The sequence below is a fragment of the Sphingomonas sp. Leaf21 genome, from assembly GCF_916858675.1.
Lineage (GTDB): Bacteria > Pseudomonadota > Alphaproteobacteria > Sphingomonadales > Sphingomonadaceae > Sphingomonas.
In genome coordinates this window covers 76487-94897 of the sequence record NZ_CAKASM010000005.1, presented here as the reverse complement: position 1 = coordinate 94897, position 18411 = coordinate 76487, and the positions used below count along the sequence as shown (strand labels likewise).

At 67.4% G+C, this 18411-nt stretch carries 15 protein-coding genes and 2 tRNA genes; 8 read left to right on the top strand and 9 right to left on the bottom strand.

The window, feature by feature from the left end; translation table 11 throughout:
• The first annotated feature begins 89 nt into the window (after positions 1-89).
• Positions 90-2675, top strand: coding sequence for a M1 family metallopeptidase (locus tag LRP66_RS06710; RefSeq protein ID WP_230481735.1), 2586 nt, complete (start codon positions 90-92; stop codon positions 2673-2675).
• Between the two features lie 320 nt (positions 2676-2995).
• Complete coding sequence (locus LRP66_RS06705) at positions 2996-4645, top strand: S10 family peptidase (RefSeq protein ID WP_230481734.1); 1650 nt, start codon at positions 2996-2998, stop codon at positions 4643-4645.
• 66 nt (positions 4646-4711) lie between these two features.
• Here LRP66_RS06705 and LRP66_RS06700 read toward each other — a convergent pair.
• Both LRP66_RS06700 and LRP66_RS06695 read right to left on the bottom strand, forming a co-directional pair.
• Positions 4712-4787: transfer RNA gene (locus LRP66_RS06700), tRNA-Lys, on the bottom strand.
• Between the two features lie 418 nt (positions 4788-5205).
• Positions 5206-6660, bottom strand: coding sequence for an NAD-dependent succinate-semialdehyde dehydrogenase (locus tag LRP66_RS06695; protein WP_230481733.1), 1455 nt, complete (start codon positions 6658-6660; stop codon positions 5206-5208).
• 253 nt (positions 6661-6913) lie between these two features.
• On the opposite strand from LRP66_RS06695, the gene LRP66_RS06690 reads away from it, so the two are divergent.
• The 6 genes from LRP66_RS06690 to LRP66_RS06665 all read left to right on the top strand — a co-directional run bounded on the left by LRP66_RS06690 (position 6914) and on the right by LRP66_RS06665 (position 12332).
• Positions 6914-7909, top strand: coding sequence for a sulfate ABC transporter substrate-binding protein (locus LRP66_RS06690; protein ID WP_230481732.1), 996 nt, complete (start codon positions 6914-6916; stop codon positions 7907-7909).
• A gap of 5 nt (positions 7910-7914) precedes the next feature.
• Complete coding sequence (cysT, locus tag LRP66_RS06685; protein WP_268992439.1) at positions 7915-8745, top strand: sulfate ABC transporter permease subunit CysT; 831 nt, start codon at positions 7915-7917, stop codon at positions 8743-8745.
• Positions 8742-9587: a sulfate ABC transporter permease subunit CysW gene (gene cysW, locus LRP66_RS06680; RefSeq protein ID WP_230481731.1), complete on the top strand. Its 846-nt coding sequence runs from the start codon at positions 8742-8744 to the stop codon at positions 9585-9587. Before cysT ends, cysW begins: the two co-directional genes overlap by 4 nt.
• Complete coding sequence (locus LRP66_RS06675) at positions 9584-10618, top strand: sulfate/molybdate ABC transporter ATP-binding protein (protein WP_230481730.1); 1035 nt, start codon at positions 9584-9586, stop codon at positions 10616-10618. Before cysW ends, LRP66_RS06675 begins: the two co-directional genes overlap by 4 nt.
• Before the next feature lie 152 nt (positions 10619-10770).
• Positions 10771-12150: a phospholipase D-like domain-containing protein gene (locus tag LRP66_RS06670; protein ID WP_230481841.1), complete on the top strand. Its 1380-nt coding sequence runs from the start codon at positions 10771-10773 to the stop codon at positions 12148-12150.
• Positions 12150-12332 (top strand): DUF4169 family protein, encoded by a 183-nt coding sequence (locus LRP66_RS06665; protein WP_230481729.1) that lies wholly within the window; start codon positions 12150-12152, stop codon positions 12330-12332. The genes LRP66_RS06670 and LRP66_RS06665 overlap by 1 nt, the downstream gene beginning before the upstream one ends.
• A 155-nt stretch (positions 12333-12487) precedes the next feature.
• Here LRP66_RS06665 and LRP66_RS06660 read toward each other — a convergent pair whose 3' ends face one another.
• The 7 genes from LRP66_RS06660 to mreC all read right to left on the bottom strand — a co-directional run bounded on the left by LRP66_RS06660 (position 12488) and on the right by mreC (position 18391).
• Positions 12488-13159 carry a spermidine synthase gene (locus LRP66_RS06660; RefSeq protein ID WP_230481728.1) on the bottom strand — a complete coding sequence of 224 codons (672 nt, stop codon included), beginning with the start codon at positions 13157-13159 and terminating at the stop codon, positions 12488-12490.
• Positions 13156-13518, bottom strand: coding sequence for a DUF6481 family protein (locus LRP66_RS06655; protein ID WP_230481727.1), 363 nt, complete (start codon positions 13516-13518; stop codon positions 13156-13158). Before LRP66_RS06655 ends, LRP66_RS06660 begins: the two co-directional genes overlap by 4 nt.
• A gap of 108 nt (positions 13519-13626) precedes the next feature.
• A tRNA-Lys gene (locus LRP66_RS06650) sits at positions 13627-13702 on the bottom strand.
• Between the two features lie 118 nt (positions 13703-13820).
• Positions 13821-14933, bottom strand: a complete 1113-nt coding sequence (gene rodA, locus LRP66_RS06645; protein ID WP_230481726.1) for a rod shape-determining protein RodA — start codon at positions 14931-14933, stop codon at positions 13821-13823.
• Positions 14930-16999, bottom strand: a complete 2070-nt coding sequence (gene mrdA, locus LRP66_RS06640) for a penicillin-binding protein 2 (protein ID WP_230481725.1) — start codon at positions 16997-16999, stop codon at positions 14930-14932. Before mrdA ends, rodA begins: the two co-directional genes overlap by 4 nt.
• 1 nt (position 17000) lies before the next feature.
• Positions 17001-17525 carry a rod shape-determining protein MreD gene (mreD, locus tag LRP66_RS06635; RefSeq protein ID WP_230481724.1) on the bottom strand — a complete coding sequence of 175 codons (525 nt, stop codon included), beginning with the start codon at positions 17523-17525 and terminating at the stop codon, positions 17001-17003.
• Positions 17522-18391: a rod shape-determining protein MreC gene (gene mreC / locus LRP66_RS06630; protein WP_230481723.1), complete on the bottom strand. Its 870-nt coding sequence runs from the start codon at positions 18389-18391 to the stop codon at positions 17522-17524. Before mreC ends, mreD begins: the two co-directional genes overlap by 4 nt.
• Between the last annotated feature and the right edge of the window lie 20 nt (positions 18392-18411).

The window sequence follows — 18411 nt, the reverse complement described above, 5'->3', positions numbered from 1 at the left end:
CAATGTTGCATCATGACGGGCGCGACATTTGCTTTGCGCGACCGAGGGCGTAGAGCTTTGTCATTCTCAGTGGAAAGGCCCTGAACGCGATGAAGTCCGCCCTTTCGGTTCTGCTTGCTCTTACCGTATCCGCCCCCGCTCTGGCGGCGGGGCAACTGCCCCAGACGGTCGCACCCGTGCTCTACGACATCACCGTCCGCCCCGATGCGAAAGCCATGCGCTTTTCGGGTGAGGAGACCGTCGACGTCGATGTGCGCCAGGCGACCGCGACCATCGTCCTGAACGCCGCCGAGCTGACCATCACCCGCGCCACCTTCGACGGCAAGCCGGTGCCCTATGCCCTCGACAAGGATAAGCAGACGCTGACCCTGACGCTGCCGCAGGCGGCTTCGGTCGGGCGGCACAAGGTCGGTTTCGCCTGGACGGGCACGATCAACCGCTCCGCCAACGGGTTGTTCGCGATCGACTACACCAATTCGGACGGCAGCGCGGCGCGGATGCTGGCGACCCAGTTCGAGGCGCCGGACGCGCGCCGCTTCGCGCCGATGTGGGACGAACCCGCGTTCAAGGCCAAGTTCCGCCTGACCGCGACCGCGCCCAAGGGCCAGCGCGCGATCAGCAACATGCCCGCAGCCTTGATCACCGCCCAGTCCGACGGCACCCAGCTCTATCGCTTCGGCGAGACGCCGGTGATGTCGAGCTATCTGCTGTTCTTCGGCTCGGGTGATCTCGATCGCAAGACGGTCGAGGCGAACGGCGTGCAGATCGGGGTGGTCAGCCGCAAGGGCGTGGTCGACCAGGGCGATTACGCGCTGGCCTCGGCCTCGAAGCTGTTGTCCTATTACAACGACTATTTCGGGACGCCCTATCCGTTGCCCAAGATGGATATGATCGGCGGCCCGGGCTCCAGCCAGTTCTTCGGCGCGATGGAGAATTGGGGGGCGATCTTCTATTTCGAGAACGAGTTGCTCTTCAATCCGCAGGTGATGACCGAGAGCAATCGCCAGCGTATCCATACGGTCGTCGCGCATGAAATGGCGCACCAGTGGTTCGGCGATCTCGTCACGATGCGCTGGTGGGACGATCTGTGGCTGAACGAGGGCTTCGCGTCCTGGATGGAGGGGAAGGCGACCAACGACCTCAACCCGTCCTGGAAGGCCGCCGCCGCCAACATCGTCGGCGAGCGCGAATCCGCGATGGGTATCGACGCGACCGCCGCGACCCATCCGATCATCCGCAAGATCGAGACCGTCGACCAGATCGGCGAGGCGTTCGACGGCATCACCTACCTGAAGGGGCAGGCGGTGATCGGGATGATCGAATCGACCCTGGGCGCCGATCCGTTCCGCAAGGGCATCCGCGCCTATATGGCGAAGTACAAATACCAGAACACCGTGACCGACCAGCTCTGGGAGGAATTGTCCAAGGCATCGGGCACCAACATCGCCACCATCGCGCATGATTTCACGCTTCAGGGCGGTGTCCCGCTGATCACCCTGTCGGGATCGCGGTGCGAGGGCGGCAAGACGGTCGCCATGCTATCGCAGGGGCGCTTCGGCCTCGACGAGGCGTCGAAGGCGCCGCAGACGTGGCATGTGCCGATCCGCGTCGCGACGATCGGTGGTGGCGAGACCAGCAGCGTCGTCACCGGCACGGCCCCCGCGCCGGTCAGCGTCGGCGGCTGCGGCACGCTGGTGCTCAACCGGGGCAAGGGCTCCTATACGCGTGTCATGTATGACGATGCGGGGCATGCCGCGATCGTGCGCGACTATCAGAGGCTGTCGCTGGAGGACCGGCTGGGCACGCTGGGCGACGATTACGCGCTGGCGGCGGGTGGCTATCAGGGATTGAACCGGTGGTTCGACCTGATGGCGCAAGTCCGCCCCGACGCCGATCCGCTCGAATGGGAGGCGGTGACCAATCAGTTGTCGCGCCTCGATGGCCTGTATGAGGGAACGCCGCTTGAAAAGCCGCTGCGCGCCCGGATCGCCACGATCCTGTCGCCGGTGCTGGCACGTGTCGGGTTCGAGGCGAAGCCGGACGAGGGCGCGCTCGTCACCAACCTGCGCGAGACGCTGATCTCGCGGCTGGGTACGAGCGGCGACGACATGGTCGCCGCCCGTGCACGCGATTATGTCAGCGCGCTCGCCAAGGATCCCAACGCGATCCCGGCCGCGATCCGCCAGCCGATCCTGGCGACCTATGCGACCCGCGCGACGCCCGCCGAATGGGACAGGCTGCTCGAACTGGCCAAGGCGGAGCGCAATCCGGTGGTCAAGAATCGCTATGTCTCGCTGCTGGGCTTCGCCGAGGATGAGGGCTCGGCGAAGCGGGCGCTGGAACTGCTCAAGACCGACACCTTCACCCCGCCGCAGCGCGCCGCGTTGCTGCGTTCGGTCGCGGGCGCGCATCCGGACATGGCGTTCGACTGGGCGGTGGCGAACAAGCCGCTGGTCGACAGCTTCCTCGAGGAAAGCAACCGTGCGACCTTCATCGTCGGGCTCGGCGCCGGGTCGAACGATCCCGCCATGCCGGGCAAGATCGAGAGCTGGGCCGCCGCCAACCTGCCCGAAGGGTCACGCGGCGGTGCCAAGCGCTCGGTCGCGCAGATCGCGGTGCGCAAGGCCGTCGCGGATCGGCTCAAGCCCGCCGTGCAAAGCTGGCTGGCCCGGTAAGGCCCCATTCCTCCCCATCTCCGATGGGGAGGGGAACCGCCCGGCGTCAGCCGGGTGGTGGAGGGGCGGGGGGCTGAACGCGCCGCCAGTCCTGCGTCGGCGTGCGGGGCCATGCCCCACCACCACCGCTACGCGGCGGTCCCCCTCCCCAAGCAGAGCTTGGGGAGGACCTGGAAGCCCCATTCCTCCCCATCTCCGATGGGGAGGGGGACCGCCCGGTGCCAGCCGGGTGGTGGAGGGGCCGGGGGGCTGGACGCGGCGCCTGTCCTGCATCCGCCACCCACGCGAACCGCTTGCCATCATCGGCAAAACACGAAACGATGACCGCTCCGTTATCCAGTCGTGAGCTTTACGTGATCCGCAACAGCCTGATCCTTCTCCTCGCCGCCACCGCCCTGACCGCGCCGCTTGCCGCGCAGGAGGAGGGGGAGAAAAAGGCCGCTCATCACGAAGCCGCCAAGGCCGAGGCGGAGGCCGCCTGGGCGCGGGCGCCGCTCGACGAGACGGAGGTGCGGCACCGCGACAGCGTCACGATCGCCGGGCGCCGTTATCCCTATGTCGCCTCGGCGGGCACGCTGACCGTCCGGGATATCGAGGGCAAGCCGACCGCCTCGATGTTCTATACGGCCTATACGCTGGAGGGGGTGAAGCCCGGGACGAAGCGGCCGGTGACCTTCCTCTATAATGGCGGGCCCGGATCACCGTCCTTCTGGCTGCGCATGGGGTCGTTCGCGCCGATCCGGATCCGCACCACCAGCCCCGAATTCGTCCGGCCCGCTCCCTATGACGTCGGCCCCAACCCCGATTCGCTGCTCGACAAGACCGACCTCGTCTTCCTCGATGCGATCGGCAGCGGCTATTCGCGGCCGCTGGGCGACATGAAGCCCGCGCAATTCTATGGCGTCGACGAGGATGTCGACGTCTTCGCGGGCGCGATCCAGCGCTACGTCACCAAATATGGCCGCTGGATGAGCCCCAAATTCCTGCTCGGCGAAAGCTATGGCACGCTGCGCTCGGGCGCGCTGGCCTATCAGTTGCAGGAGAAGGGGATGGCGCTGAACGGCGTGGTGCTGCTCAGCTCGATCATGAATTACGGCTATCGCCAGCCGGGGCTCGATCAGGTCTATCTCAACTATCTGCCCAGCTATGCGGCGACCGCCTGGTATCACAATCGCCTGCCCGACCGCCCCGCCGATGTCGCGACGGTGGTGGCGCAGGCACGGGCCTTCGCGGTCGGCCCCTATATGTCGGCGCTGGCCAAGGGGCAGAGCATCTCGCCGCAGGAGCGCGACCAGATCGCCGAGCAGATGAGCCGCCTGATCGGCCTTTCGCCCGAGTTCATCAAGCGCGCGAACCTGCGCATCGACCTGCCGCGCTTCCAGAAGGAATTGCTGCGCGGGTCGGCGCGAACCGTGGGCCGCTTTGATTCGCGCTATCTCGGCATCGATACCGACGCAGCCGGAGAGCAGCCGGAGACGGATGCCTCGTCAGATGCGATTTCGGGGGCCTATATCGCGTCCTTCCAGGATTATCTCCGGTCGACGCTCGGCTACAAGACCGAGCTGCCCTATCGGCTGTCGGCACGCGACGCCGCGGGCTGGACCTGGAACTGGAAGCACAATTCGCCCGACGGGTCGCAGAACAATCCTAACACCGCGATCGATCTGGCCGCCGCGATGCGCGCGAACCCGTATCTCAAGGTGTTGTCGATGAACGGCTATTACGACATGGCCACGCCGTTCTTCGGGACTGAGAACGATCTGGGCCATATGATGCTGGAGCCCGCGCAACAGGCGAACCTGCAATTCGCCTATTATCCCGCCGGGCACATGACCTATCTCAACCCCGATGCGCTGCACAGCATGAAGGTCGATCTTTCGCGCTGGTATGACGAGGCGGTCAGTGACGCGAAGTCGCCGACCCCGCCAGTGCCGCCATCGGGCAAGTCGGCGGGCCGTCCGGGGAATTGAGGAGACGCCAGGTCGGTGCGGCGCGTGACGGCGCTGCGCCGATTTGCTGTCGATCGTGAGGAGAAGTGGTGGACGCACTTGGGCTCGAACCAAGGACCCGCTGATTAAGAGTCAGCTGCTCTACCAACTGAGCTATGCGTCCATCGCCGATTTGCGGCTGAGGCGGGGAGGGTGTCCCCGGCTGGTCGGGCGCTGTTAGCGGAGCGAATCCGACCTGCCAAGGGGGTATTTGGAATTTTTGCCGTTACCTGGATTGCGCCTCAATAGCCGACGGTGAAACGCTGACGAACGTGGCGCGGCTGTTCGGCTTCGTCGGCGAGGGCTATCGCATAGTCCATTCGACAGCAATTGGTCGGTGCCCAGACGGAACCGCGTCGATCATCGCGATCCTCATGGTCTGCCGACTGGCCTAGCCCCTCCACCACGACCTTCGGTCGCGGTCCCCCTCCCCAAGCAAGCTTGGGGAGGAACGGTCCGTCCAAATCCTCACCAAGCCAGTTCGGGGAGGGGGACCGCTGGGCGTCAGCCCGGTGGCGGTGCGGCAATTCCGCCGGCCGCCGTCAGGCGATATGAACCGCCTTGGTGATCATGTGGTTGGCGATGCCCTCGGGGCCGTCCTCCGAGCCATAGCCGCTCTCCTTGACCCCGCCGAACGGCGCATCGCCCCAGCTTAGCCGGACGGTGTTGATCGCGATCATTCCGGCCTCGATCTCGTCGCCCAACTGGTTCTGGCGGCGGCCATTTTCGGTGAAGCAATAGGCGCCCAGGCCGAAGGGCAGGCGGTTCGCCTCGGCAATGGCGTCCTCGGTCGTGGCGAAGGGACGGATCAGCGCGATCGGACCGAACGGCTCCTCATTCATCGCCTTGGCGTCGAGCGATACGTCGGCCAGCACGGTCGGCGAGAAGAAGAAGCCCCCTTTACCGTCATGGCCGCCGCCCTTGGCCTCGCCACCGGTCAGCTTGCGTGCGCCGTTGCGCACCGCGTCCTCGATCATCGCGCCGATCGCTTCCGGGCGGCGGGGATTGGCCATCGGGCCCATCTGCGTGTCCGAGGACAGCCCGTCGCCAATCTTCAGTGCGGCGGCACGCTCGGCGAAGCCCCTGGCGAAGCGCTCGTAAATCCCCTCCTGCACATGGAAGCGGGTGGGCGCGACGCAGACCTGGCCGGCATTGCGGAACTTGTGGGTGACGAGCGTATCCAGCGTCTTGTCGAGATCGCAATCGTCGAACACAAGAACCGGCCCGTGGCCGCCAAGCTCCATGGTCGACTTCATCACCGTATCGGCGGCAAGCTTGAGCAGGTGCTTGCCGACCGGCACCGAGCCGGTGAAGCTGAGCTTGCGCGTGACGGGCGACGCGAGCAGGTGGCGCGACACCGCATCGGGCACGCCGAAGACCAGCTGCGCGACGTCGCCGGGCAGGCCCGCATCCTGGAAGCAGCGCATGATCGCGATCGCGCTGGCGGGGGTTTCCTCGCTGGGCTTGAGGATGACCGAGCAACCGGCCGCGATGGCGGGCGAGATCTTGCGCACCGGGTTCATGACGGGGAAGTTCCACGCGCAGAAGGCGGCCACCGGGCCCACCGGCTGCTGAAGCACCAGCGAGCGGGTGCCGGTCGGGCGCGGCAGCACGCGGCCATAGATGCGGACCGCCTCACCCGCATGGAAATCGAGCAGCGCGGCGGTCGCGGCGACCTCGCCACGCGCCTCGACGATCGGCTTGCCCTCTTCCAGCGTGGCGAGGCGGGCGAGATCCTCGGCGCGTTCGCGGACCAGCGCGGCGGTACGATGGAGGACGGCGGCACGCTCCTGCGGCGCGGTCTTGCGCCATTGCTCGAACCCGCGCGCGGCGGCGTCCAGCGCACGGTCCATGTCGGCCCGGGTAGCGAGCGGCAGGTCGCCGAGCGGCTGGCCGGTGGCTGGATTCAGGACGGCCTGGGTGTCGCGCCCCTCGGGCCCCAGCCATTCGCCAGCGATATAGAGGCCGGACTTCACGTCGAATTGCGGGGCGGTCATGCGCATCCTTTCGGGAACTGGAACCAATGTTTCGGTGCGGGAGATCGGATCTGTCCGCCACCGATGCAAGGGCGCGAGCGGCCGCCACGGCGTCGAGCCGGGCTTGTGTCGGGATCGAGGGAGCAAAAGCAGGGCTTTGCGCGTCCCAAGCTTTCCGGCATTTCCTATCGGGGGGATCGAGATAGGTTGTGCGCCGAAACGAAAGGGACGGGTCCACATGCGAGCACAATTTCCGGCCACCATGGCCGCATTGATGATTGGGGCGATCGGCCTGTCCGGCTGTTCGGGCGGGAGCGGCAGCGGCAAGGGCTCGGTGGAGCTGTTGAACGTCAGCTACGATCCGACGCGCGAGCTGTACAAGGACGTCAATGCCGCCTTCGCCAAGCAGTATAAGGCGAAGACCGGCCAGACCGTCTCCTTCCGCATGAGCCATGGCGGGTCGGGCAAGCAGTCGCGGTCGGTGATCGACGGGCTGTCGGCGGATGTGGTGACGCTCGCGCTCGCCTATGACATAGATGCGATCGCCGAGCGGGCCAAGCTGCTGCCCGCCAACTGGCAGGGCCGATTGCCCGACAACAGCGCGCCCTATACCTCGACCATCGTCTTCCTGGTCCGGAAGGGGAACCCGAAGGGCATTCGCGACTGGGCCGACCTCGTGAAACCGGGCGTGCAGGTGATCACGCCGAGCCCGAAGACCAGCGGCGGCGCGCGGTGGAATTTCCTGGCCGCCTGGGCCTACGGCAAGAAGGCGGGCGGATCGGACGCGGCGGCGCAGAACTATGTCGCCAACCTCTACGCCCATGTGCCGGTGCTCGACTCCGGCGCGCGCGGCGCGACCACGACCTTCGTCGAGCGTGGGCTGGGTGACGTGCTGATCGCCTGGGAGAACGAGGCCTTGTTGTCCGAGAAGGAGTTGGGCGCGGGCAAGTTCGACATCGTCGCCCCTTCCATCTCGATCCTGGCCGAGCCGCCGGTCGCGGTGGTCGATGCCAATGCCAGGGCGCATGGCACCGAGCAGGTGGCGACCGAATATCTCAAATTCCTCTACACACCCGAGGGGCAGGAGATCGCCGCGCGCAACTTCTATCGTCCGCGCGACCAGGCGGTGCTGGCGCGCCACGCCGCGACCTTCCCCAAGCTGGAGATGGTGACGATCCAGGATTTCGGTGGCTGGGCGGCGGCGCAGAAGCGGTTCTTCGCGGACGGCGGGGTGTTCGACGCCATCTACGCCGGTGGCAAGCGGCGCTGATCGCGGTGTTTCGACAGAAGCGCCGCTCGGCGCTGCCGGGCTTCGGCCTGACCATGGGCATGACGCTGTTCTGGCTGGGGCTGGTCGTGCTGGTGCCGCTCTCCGCGCTCGTCATCCGCGCGGCGGGGATGGGGTGGACGGGCTTTGCCGAGGTCGGGCTGTCGCCGCGCGCGCTCGCCGCCTATCGCCTCAGCTTCGGCGCGGCGCTGGCGGCGGCGGCGATCAATGCGGTGTTCGGGCTGCTGATCGCATGGATCCTGGTCCGCTACGAATTTCCGGGCAAGAAGCTGATCGACGCGGCGGTCGACCTTCCCTTCGCGCTGCCGACGGCGGTGGCGGGGATCGCGCTCGTCTCGCTCTATTCGGACAATGGCTGGGTCGGGTCGCTTCTGGCGCCCCTCGGCATCAAGGTCGCCTATACGCCGCTGGGCGTGACGATCGCGCTCGTCTTCATCGGGTTGCCGTTCATCGTCCGCTCGGTGCAACCGGTGCTCGCCGACCTGGGCAGGGACGTCGAGGAGGCGGCGGCCACGCTCGGCGCGACCCGTGCGCAGACCTTCGGCCGGGTCATCCTGCCCGCCATCTCGCCCGCACTGCTGACCGGCTTCGCGCTGGCCTTTGCGCGCGGGGTCGGGGAATATGGCTCGATCATCTTCATCGCGGGCAATATGCCCTTCAAGTCGGAGATCGCGCCCCTGCTCATCATCACCCAGCTCGAGCAGTTCGACTATGACGGAGCGACCGCCATCGCCTGCGTGATGCTGGTTCTGTCCTTCGCGATGCTGTTGTTCGTCAATCTGCTCCAGGCGTGGCGCGCCAAGCGGGGCGCGCGATGACGCCGTCGCAGCCCACCACGATCGAAAGCCCCTGGGCACGCCGGGCGCTGATCGGTGTCGGTATCCTGTTCCTCGCGCTGTTCCTGTTCCTGCCGCTCGTCATGGTCTTCGCGGGCGGGATCGCCAAGGGATGGCAGGCCTTTGTCGAGGCACTGGTCGATCCCGATGCGCTGGCGGCGATCCGGCTGACCCTGCTGGTCGCGGCGATCGCGGTGCCGGTCAACGCGGTGTTCGGCGTCGCCGCCTCCTGGGCGATCGCGAAGTTCGACTTCCGCGGAAAGAGCTTCCTCATCTCCCTGATCGATCTGCCTTTTTCGGTTTCGCCCGTCGTCTCAGGCCTGATCTTCGTGCTGCTGTTCGGGGCGCAGGGGTGGCTGGGACCGTGGCTGACCGAGCATGGCGTTCGGATCATCTTCGCGGTGCCCGGCATCGTGCTGGCGACGGTGTTCGTGACCTTTCCCTTCGTCGCGCGCGAATTGATCCCGCTGATGGCCGAACAGGGCCGCGACGACGAGGAAGCCGCGCGGTCGCTGGGGGCGAGCGGGTGGCAGACCTTCTGGCATGTCACGCTCCCCAATATCCGCTGGGGCCTGCTCTACGGCGTGCTGCTGTGCAATGCCCGCGCGATGGGCGAATTCGGTGCGGTGTCGGTCGTCTCGGGGCATATTCGGGGACTGACCAACACGATGCCGCTTCATGTCGAGATCCTCTATAATGAATATGACTTTGTCGGCGCATTCGCGGTGGCGTCGCTGCTCGCCTCGCTCGCGCTCGTGACCTTGGGAGTGAAGACCGTGCTGGAATGGCGTTTCGGCATCCACCGGGCGGGAGCCGCGCATTGAGCATCGTCGTCGAAAATATCTCCCGCCGCTTCGGTGGCTTCACCGCGCTGGACCGCGTCTCGCTGGAAACCCGGCCGGGCGAATTCCTCGCGCTGCTGGGGCCATCGGGATCGGGCAAGACGACGCTGTTGCGCACGATCGCGGGGCTCGACTTCGCGGATGAGGGGCATGTCCTGTTCGACGGGCAGGATATGACCGGCACGCCTGCCGCCGAACGCCGGATCGGCTTCGTGTTCCAGAATTACGCGCTGTTCCGCCATATGACCGTCGCGCAGAATATCGCCTTCGGCCTCAGCGTCCGCAAGCGCCGCGACCGGCCCGCCAAGGCTGCGATCGCGGCCAAGGTCGCGGAACTGCTCGCGCTGATCCAGCTTCCCGAGCTTGGCGAACGTTACCCCGCGCAACTGTCGGGTGGGCAGCGTCAGCGCGTCGCGCTGGCGCGGGCGCTGGCGATCCAGCCCCGGCTGCTGCTGCTCGATGAGCCCTTCGGCGCGCTGGATGCACAGGTGCGCAAGGATTTGCGTGGCTGGCTCCGGCGGATCCACGACGAGACCGGGCTGACGTCCATCTTCGTGACGCACGATCAGGAAGAGGCGCTCGAAATCGCGGACCGGGTCGTGGTCATGCGCGGCGGGGTGATCGAGCAGGTCGGCACGCCACACGAGGTCCAGAGTGCGCCCGCCACCGCCTTCGTCTCGTCCTTCATCGGCGAGACGAACCGCCTGCCCGTCACGCGCAACGGTGGCGAGGCGGTTGTCGGCGAGCGGCTCGCGGTGCTTTCCGACGATGCGCGGGGGCAGGGGGCGGGCGAAGTGCATGTTCGCCCGCATGACGTCGAACTCGCCGAGCCGGGCGATCCGAGCGCGCTGGCGATCACCGTCCTTACCGCGCGCCCGATCGGGCGATCGTGCCGCATCACCGCGCAGATCGACGGGCTCGCGGACCCGCTGACCTTCGATTTTCCCGTCGCGATCCAGGTCGTGCCGGGGCAGGGACTGTCTGTCCGCCCGGTTCGCTACCGGATTTTCTGACCGGCTTTTGTGTCTAGCACGTCCTGACAAAACATCGCTTTGCGCGTTTCGCCGTTTGCCAGCGGCAGGACGCCGGGGCATGACGCGGCGGTAATCGGGAGATCGGCGTGAAGGTCGGACGGGAATGCTGGCGGATCGAACAGGCCGACCGGATGGCGGTGATTATCGACGCGGAGAAATATTTCCGCATGGCCAGGCGCGCGATGCTCAATGCGCGGCGGCAGATCCTGCTGATCGGCTGGGACTTCGACGCGCGCATCGTCCTCGACCATGACGAGGCGCCGGGCGAGACGGTGGGCGACTTCATCTACTCGCTGGTGGAGCGTCAGCCGGAACTGGAGATCTATCTTCTCCGCTGGGACACCGGCGCGATCAAGTCGCTGTTTCGCGGACGAACGCTATTCACCGTGCTGAAGTGGATGACGCACAAGCGCATCCACACCAAGCTCGATGGCCATCATCCGATCGCCGCCTCGCATCACCAGAAGATCGTCATCATCGACGACCAGTTCGCCTTTTGCGGCGGCATCGACATGACCAGCGAGCGCTGGGATACGCGCGAGCATCGCGACAATGATCCGGGGCGCACGCGTCCCGGCGGGCAACCCTATAAACCCTGGCACGACGCGATCAGCGCCCTCGAAGGGCCTGTCACCCATGCGCTGGGCGAACTGTTCCGCGAGCGCTGGCACCTCGCGGGCGGCAAGCACATGGGCCCGGCGATACCGGGTGCCTCCTGCTGGCCCGAGGGGCTGGAGCCCGATTTCGTCGACCAACCCGTCGCGATCGCACGGACCATGCCGGAGATGGACGACCAGCCGGCGGTGCATGAGAACGAGGCGCTGTTCCTCGCCCAGATCGCGTGCGCCGATCGCTATGTTTATATCGAGAGCCAATATTTCGCGTCTCGCCGGGTCGCGGAGGCGATGGCGAAGCGGCTGGAGGAGCCGGATGGGCCTGAATTCGTCATCATCAACCCGCTGACCGCGCAAGGCTGGCTTGAGCCGATCGCGATGGACACGGCGCGAGCGCGGCTGATCGAGGCGCTTCGGCGGCGGGACCGGCACGGGCGGTTGCGCATGTACCACCCGTTCACGGCGGGGGGCGAGGCGATCTATTGCCATGCCAAGATCCTGATAGCCGACGACCGGGTGTTCCGGCTGGGCTCGTCCAACCTCAACAATCGTTCGATGCGGCTCGATACCGAATGCGACGTGGCGCTCGAGGTCGAGCCGGGCAGCGCGACCGGGCAGCGCATCGCCGCGATCCGTGACGATCTGTTGGCCGAGCATCTGGGCGTGTCGCCCGCCGAGGTCACCACGGCGGTGGCGGAGCATGGCTCGCTCATCCAGGCGGTCGAGCGTCTGCGTGGAACCGAGGGGCGGACGTTGCGCCCCTATGAGGTGCCCGACCTGTCCAGCGTCGAGGAATGGCTGGCCGATAACGAGGTGCTGGACCCCGAGGGCCCCGACGAGATGTTCGAGTCGCTGACGGCGCGCAAGGGCCTGTTCCGGCGGTTGCGGCGTCATTGATGGCGGAGGTCATCAACTTTCGCCTGGCGCGTAAAGGTGCGGTGCGTAAGGCGGCTGAGCAGCAGGCCTCGGAGAACCGGGCGCGCTTCGGGCGGACCAAGGCCGGGAAACAGCGCGATGCGGCCGAGCAGGAACGGCTGCGGCGTGAACTCGATGGGGCGAAGCGGGACGGTGAGTCGTAAGGGTCGGGACACTCCCACCCTTCCGGCGCTCCGCGCCTCCCTCCCTCTCCCGTCGGGAGAGGACCCCTCGCTTCTTGGATCGGAATGACACACGGGCGATCCAAGGCGAGCCCCTCCCCTGAAGGGGAGGGGGATCAACCTGATGTCATCCTGCGCTAGTGCGGCGTCGCGAACCAGATGGTGTGGGTCGCGCCCTTGCCATTCTCGCGCGCGCGGACCTTCACTTCGTCGACGGCGAACCCGGCACGCGACAGGCGGCGGCTGAAGACCGGATCGGGTGCCGCCGACCATATGGCCAGCACGCCACCCACCCGGAGCGCGGCGCGCGCCTCGTCCAGGCCGCGGTTCGAATAGAGCCCGTCATTGGCGGGCCGGGTTAGCCCGTCGGGGCCGTTGTCGACGTCGAGCAGGATCGCGTCATAGCTCCCCCGCCCGGCATAGATGGCGTTGCCGACATCGCCCATGGCGAGTGTCACGCGGGGGTCGTCCAGGCATCCGGCGGTCAGCTCGACCATCGGCCCGCGCGCCCATTCGATGATGCCGGGCACCAGCTCGGCGACCGTGATCCGCGCATCCTTGCCCAGCCGCGCCAGCACGGCGCGCAAGGTGAAACCCATGCCATAGCCGCCGATCAGCAGATGCGGCGCGGATCGTCCGCCAAGCCGATCGCAGGTCATCGTCCCGAGCGCGACCTCCGAACCGCTCATCCGCGTGCTCATCAGCTCGTTGCGGTCGAGGACGATCATGAAGTCCTTGCCGCGCCGGAACAGGCGGAGCGGCTCGCCGCCGGGCACCTCGGCGACGCCCAGCAGCTCGCGCGGGGTCACTTGCCCTGGCGTGCCTTGCGGGCGGCGTAGCGGGCGTCGCGCGCGGCCTTCAGCTCGGCGGCGGTCGGCACGACCGGCGGGCGCGCGGCGGCGGCGGCCGCCTCGGCAGCGGCGTCGGCTTCGGCCTTGGCCTGGGCGCGCGCTTCCTCGCGGGCGGCCTTTTCCGCTTCGATCGCGGCCTTGTGCGCGGCGCGGCGCTCGGCCTCGGCGGCCTCCTTGGCTTCGCGCGCGGCGGCGCGGGCGGCGACCACCGCCGGGTCCGGCGCGGCCTTGTTGCGCAACTTCTCGAGCGCTGCTGCCTTTGCGTCGCGCGAAGCCGTCGCGCGATCGGCGAAACCGGGAACCTTATATCCTGCCATAGATCGCATATCCTTTGCCGCGGGCCGTTCGACCGGCCGAGGGACGGGCCGACCAGCGGTGACCCAATGCACAACGGCCCCGCATCGCTGCAGAGCCGTTGGAGAAACTGGTGGACGCACTTGGGCTCGAACCAAGGACCCGCTGATTAAGAGTCAGCTGCTCTACCAACTGAGCTATGCGTCCGTTTGTCCCGATGGGTCAGACCGTCCGGCGGCCCGCCTCGTCATCGGGAGGCGCGCCTTTAGCACCGCGTCGGCGCTTTGCAAATGCTTTTCGACCGACCGCCGCGACTTTTTTGCCGTTACCAGCGAGTCGCCCGCCGGTTCTCGCGGTCGATCGCCATCAGGATGCCGAGGCAGAGCAGGACCGTCATCTGCGACGATCCGCCATAGCTGACCAGGGGCAGGGGGATGCCGACCACGGGGGCCAGGCCCATCACCATCATCAGGTTGACCATGACGTAGATGAAGATCGTCGTCGACAACCCGGCGGCGGTCAGCCGCGCGAAGCGCGTCGGTGCGGCCTGCGCCACGTTGAGGCCCCAGCGTATGACCAGCAGAAACGCCAGGATCAGGAAGCACCCGCCGATCAGGCCCCATTCCTCCGCCATCGTCGCGAAGACGAAATCGGTATGGCCCTCAGGAAGATAGTCGAGATGGCTCTGCGTCCCGTTGAGGAACCCCTTGCCCCATATCCCACCCGATCCGATCGCGATCTTCGACTGGCTGATATGATAGCCGGTGCCGAGCGGATCGCTTTCGGGATCGAGGAAGATCAGCACCCGGTTGCGCTGATAATCGTGGAGCACGAAATTGACCGCGAGCGGTGCGGCGACGGCCAGCGCCATCGCGCCGCCGATGAAGAGGCGAAGCGGCACGCCCGCGAGGAACATGACGGTCGCGCCGCCCGCACAGATCATCAGCGCGGTGCCCAGATCGGGCTGCTTCATGACCAGCGCGGCGGGCACGCCGATCATCGCCGCCACCGGCCAGATGCCCGAGAAGCGCCGAGTCTCGGCGGGCGGCATGAGTTCGTAGAAGCGCGCCGCGCCGAGCACGATGAACAGCTTCATCAGCTCGGATGGCTGCAGGCGGATGAAGCCGACGTCGAGCCATCGCTGGCTTCCTCCGCGCACCGCGCCGAGCAGTTCGACCAGCACCAGCGCGACCACCAGGATGAGATAACCCGGCATCGCGATCCGTCGCCACAGGTTGAGCGGCAGCCGCGACAGCACCAGCGACCCGGCCAGCAACACGAAGAATCGCACGCCCTGCGGCTTTGCCCAGGGGGTCAGCGATCCTCCGGCGGCGGAATAAAGGACGACAAGGCCGAAACAGCCGATCGCCGTGACGAGCAGGATCACGCGCCAGGGAAACTGCGCGATCGGTTCGGGGATGATGCGGGGGCCGCTCATGGATTGGGGTCCGCCACGTCGTCGCTGGGATCGGTCTCGCGTGTCGCCATCGCCTCGGCCTGGGCGTCGAGCGTGTTGGTCGCGGCTTCGACCGCGGGGGCGTCGGTCGCCGCGCCCGCATCGGTCTTGGTCGCTGCGGACGCTGGCTTGGGCGAGTGCGCGGTGCGATAGGCGGCTTCCTCGGTCCGCATCCGGGTGGCGATGTCGCCGCCCCAGGTCGGCTCGGCCTCCGCCAGCGAGGCGAGCGCGCGGTCGCGGTCGAACAGATAGGTCATGATGTCGCGCCCGATCAGCGGCGCATCGAGATTGCGCACCGTATGGCCGTTATGTTCGAGCACCACGGCGGCGGCATAGCGCGGATTGTCGGCGGGTGCGAAGCAGACGAGCAGCGCGTGATCGCGCAGCTTGAAGGGCAGTTGCCCGTTCTTGAGAACGCCCATCCGCCGCTCGGCCATGGTGATGCGGCGCACCTGGGCGGTGCCGGTCTTCGCCGCCAGGCTGACGCCGGGGACCAGCATCCGCGCCGCGCCGCCGGTGCCACCCTGGTTCACCACGCCGAACATCGCGTCGCGCACCACCGCCAGATGCTCCGATGCGACGGGCAGGGCGGGGGCGTCGAGATGGACGTGGTGCGACAACAGGCTCGGCTGCAACGCCCGCCCGGAGGCGAGGCGCGCCGCCATCACCGCCAGTTGCAGCGGATTGGCGAGCACATAGCCCTGGCCGATCGAGGCGTTCAGGCCATCGGCGACGGTCCATTTACTCTTGTATTTCTTGAGCTTCCAGGCGGGATCGGGGACGGTGCCGTAACGTTGCGTATTGAGCGGCATGTCGAATTTCTGGCCCAGCCCGACCATCCGCGCGACCGGCGCGATCCGGTCATAGCCCATGCGCCGGATCATCTCGTAGAAATAGATGTCGCAGCTCTGCTCGATCGCGCCCTTCAGGTTCAGCGCGCCGTGGCCGCCACGCTTGTGGCAGTGGAACACGCCGGTGCCGACCCGCATCGCGCCGGTGCACAGGACGCGGTCGTTCGCGCCGACCCCGGCCTCCAGCAAAGCCAGCCCGTTCATCGGCTTGACCGTCGATCCCGGCGGATAGAGCCCCTGCGTGACCTTGTTCATCAGGGGCACATGGTCGTTTTCCGACAGCATCGCCCATTCGAGATGGCTGATCCCGTCCGAAAAGCTGTTGGGGTCGTAGGCGGGCATCGACACCATCGCCAGCGTCTCGCCGGTGCGGCAGTCGAGCACGACCGCCGAACCCGAATTGGTGCCCAGGCGTCGCGCGGCATATTCCTGCAACCCCGCATCGATCGTCAGGCGGATGTTGTGACCGGGGGTGTCGGGGCGGGTGGCGAGCTCGGCGACGACCTTGCCGCGCGCGGTCACCTCGACGCGCTTGGCGCCGGGCTTGCCGCGCAGATAGGGCTCCAGCATCTTTTCCAGCCCGTCCTTGCCCAGCTTGAAGCCGGGGGTGACGAGCAACTGGTCGTGGGTCGCCTTGAACTGTTCGGCGGTGGGCGTGCCGACATAGCCGGTCAGATGCGCGACGGCGGCCCCGGCGGGATAGAAGCGGGCAAAGCCACGCGTCGGCTGCACGCCCGGCAATTCGGGCAGGCGCACGCTGACCGCCGCGAACCGCTCCCAGTCGAGCCGTTCGGCGACCTGGACCGGCTGGAACCCAGCGGCGTGTTCCAGGTCGAGGCGGATCCGCTCCATCGCCTCGTCGTCGAGCTTCAGGATCCGGCGGAGCAGGGCCAGCACCCGATCCTTGTCCTCCAGCCGGTCGGGGATGATGTCGACGCGAAAGTCGGTACGGTTGTTGGCGATGGGCAGGCCGTGCCGGTCGATGAGCCAGCCGCGACGCGGCGGGATCATCGTCGTGTTGACGCGGTTGCTCTCGGACAGAAGATTGTATTTCTCGTTCTGCGCGATCGACAGCCATGCCATCCGCCCGGCCAGCATCAGCCCGACCGCACCCTGCGCCGCGCCGAGCACGAAGGCGCGCCGCGAAAAGCTGTAGGCCTGCGCGGCTTCGGTCATGATCCGCCCCGGGCGATCCATGTCAGACCCCTACCTCATTCCGGCCGCGTTTGCGATCGATCCACGCGACGAGGCGGGTGGCGACGGGGAAGAGCAGGATGGTGATGCCGATCTGGATGAGCAGGGGCGCGTCGACCGTGGCGCCGACCGGCACCGCCAGGAAGCGCCCGGCAATCAGGCAGAAGGCGATCGCGCCGCTGGCGATCAGCCAGTCCTGCCAGAAATCGCGAAAGACGAGCCGCTGCTCGAACAGGTCGATGACCAGCGAGGTCAGCGACCAGAGCAGGATCGCGGAGCCCAGCGGCTGGCCCGACAACAGGTCGTCAAACAGCCCCAGGGGCGCCGCCGCCCAGAGCCGAAGCGCGAAGCGTGCGACCAGCCGCCAGGCGAGCAGCATCAACAGCCCCATCGGCGGCTGCAACGGCACGATCGCGACCACCGGTACGATGGCGACGAGCGATCCGGCCATCACGGTCAGCCAGGGCAGCGCGCGTGCGCGGGCCGGGGGCAGTCCGGGGTCGAAGGGGTTGCTGGTGTCGAGGGTCACGGCCGGGGTGTCGGCGCTGGTGACGGCATCGGCATGAAGGCGCGCTGAACGATCGCGAAGTCCAGCGTGTCCGGGTGGATGAAGGGAAGCGCCACCGACACGTCGCCGCCGTCCGACCGGATACGGGCGACCGGAATGTCGGGCGCATAGAGCCCGCCCGTGCCGGAGGTCACGAACAACTCGCCCTTGGCCAGGCGGACATTGGTGCTGACCGAGCGCACCTCGAGCGTGCCGTCGCCGCGCCCGACCGCGATGGCGGGCAGGCCGTCACGGGTCCGGCGAACGGGAACGATGCTTTCGGGGTCGGTCAGTAACAGGACGCGCGCGGCGGCGGGCCCCGCCTCGGTCACGCGGCCGATCAGCCCCTCGGGCCCGCGCACCGCCATGCCGGGGATCACACCCTGCCAGCGCCCGGCGTTGAGCAGCGCGAAGCGGCGACCGCTCGATCCGGTCGAACTGACGAGCCGCGCGGCCACGACGGTGTCGGGCGTCCGGTCGCGCACCGCGAGCAGGCGACGCAGGCGGCGATTGTCATAGGCGATGGTGCGCGCGGTGAGCAGCAGCTTGCGCGACCGGTCCAGCTCGGCGCGCAGCCGCTTATTCTCCGAATGGACGAAGAAGTAGTTCCCGATCGTGTCGGGCACGCCGCTGGCCAGGTCGCCGAGCGCGGCGATGCTGCCCGAGATCGGCGCCGTGACGCTGCCCAGCGTCATGCGCAGGGTGCCGAAGGCGGGCGGGTTGAAGGTCGATGCGACAAGCAGCACCGCGCCCACCACCGCACCCGCCACCGCGAGCACATAGGCCAGGAAAGCTCCATATTGCCGCCGTCGCGAAAATCCGGTGCGACGGTCGCGGGCAGGCGCCATGCGCCGCTCCCCTTATGCTG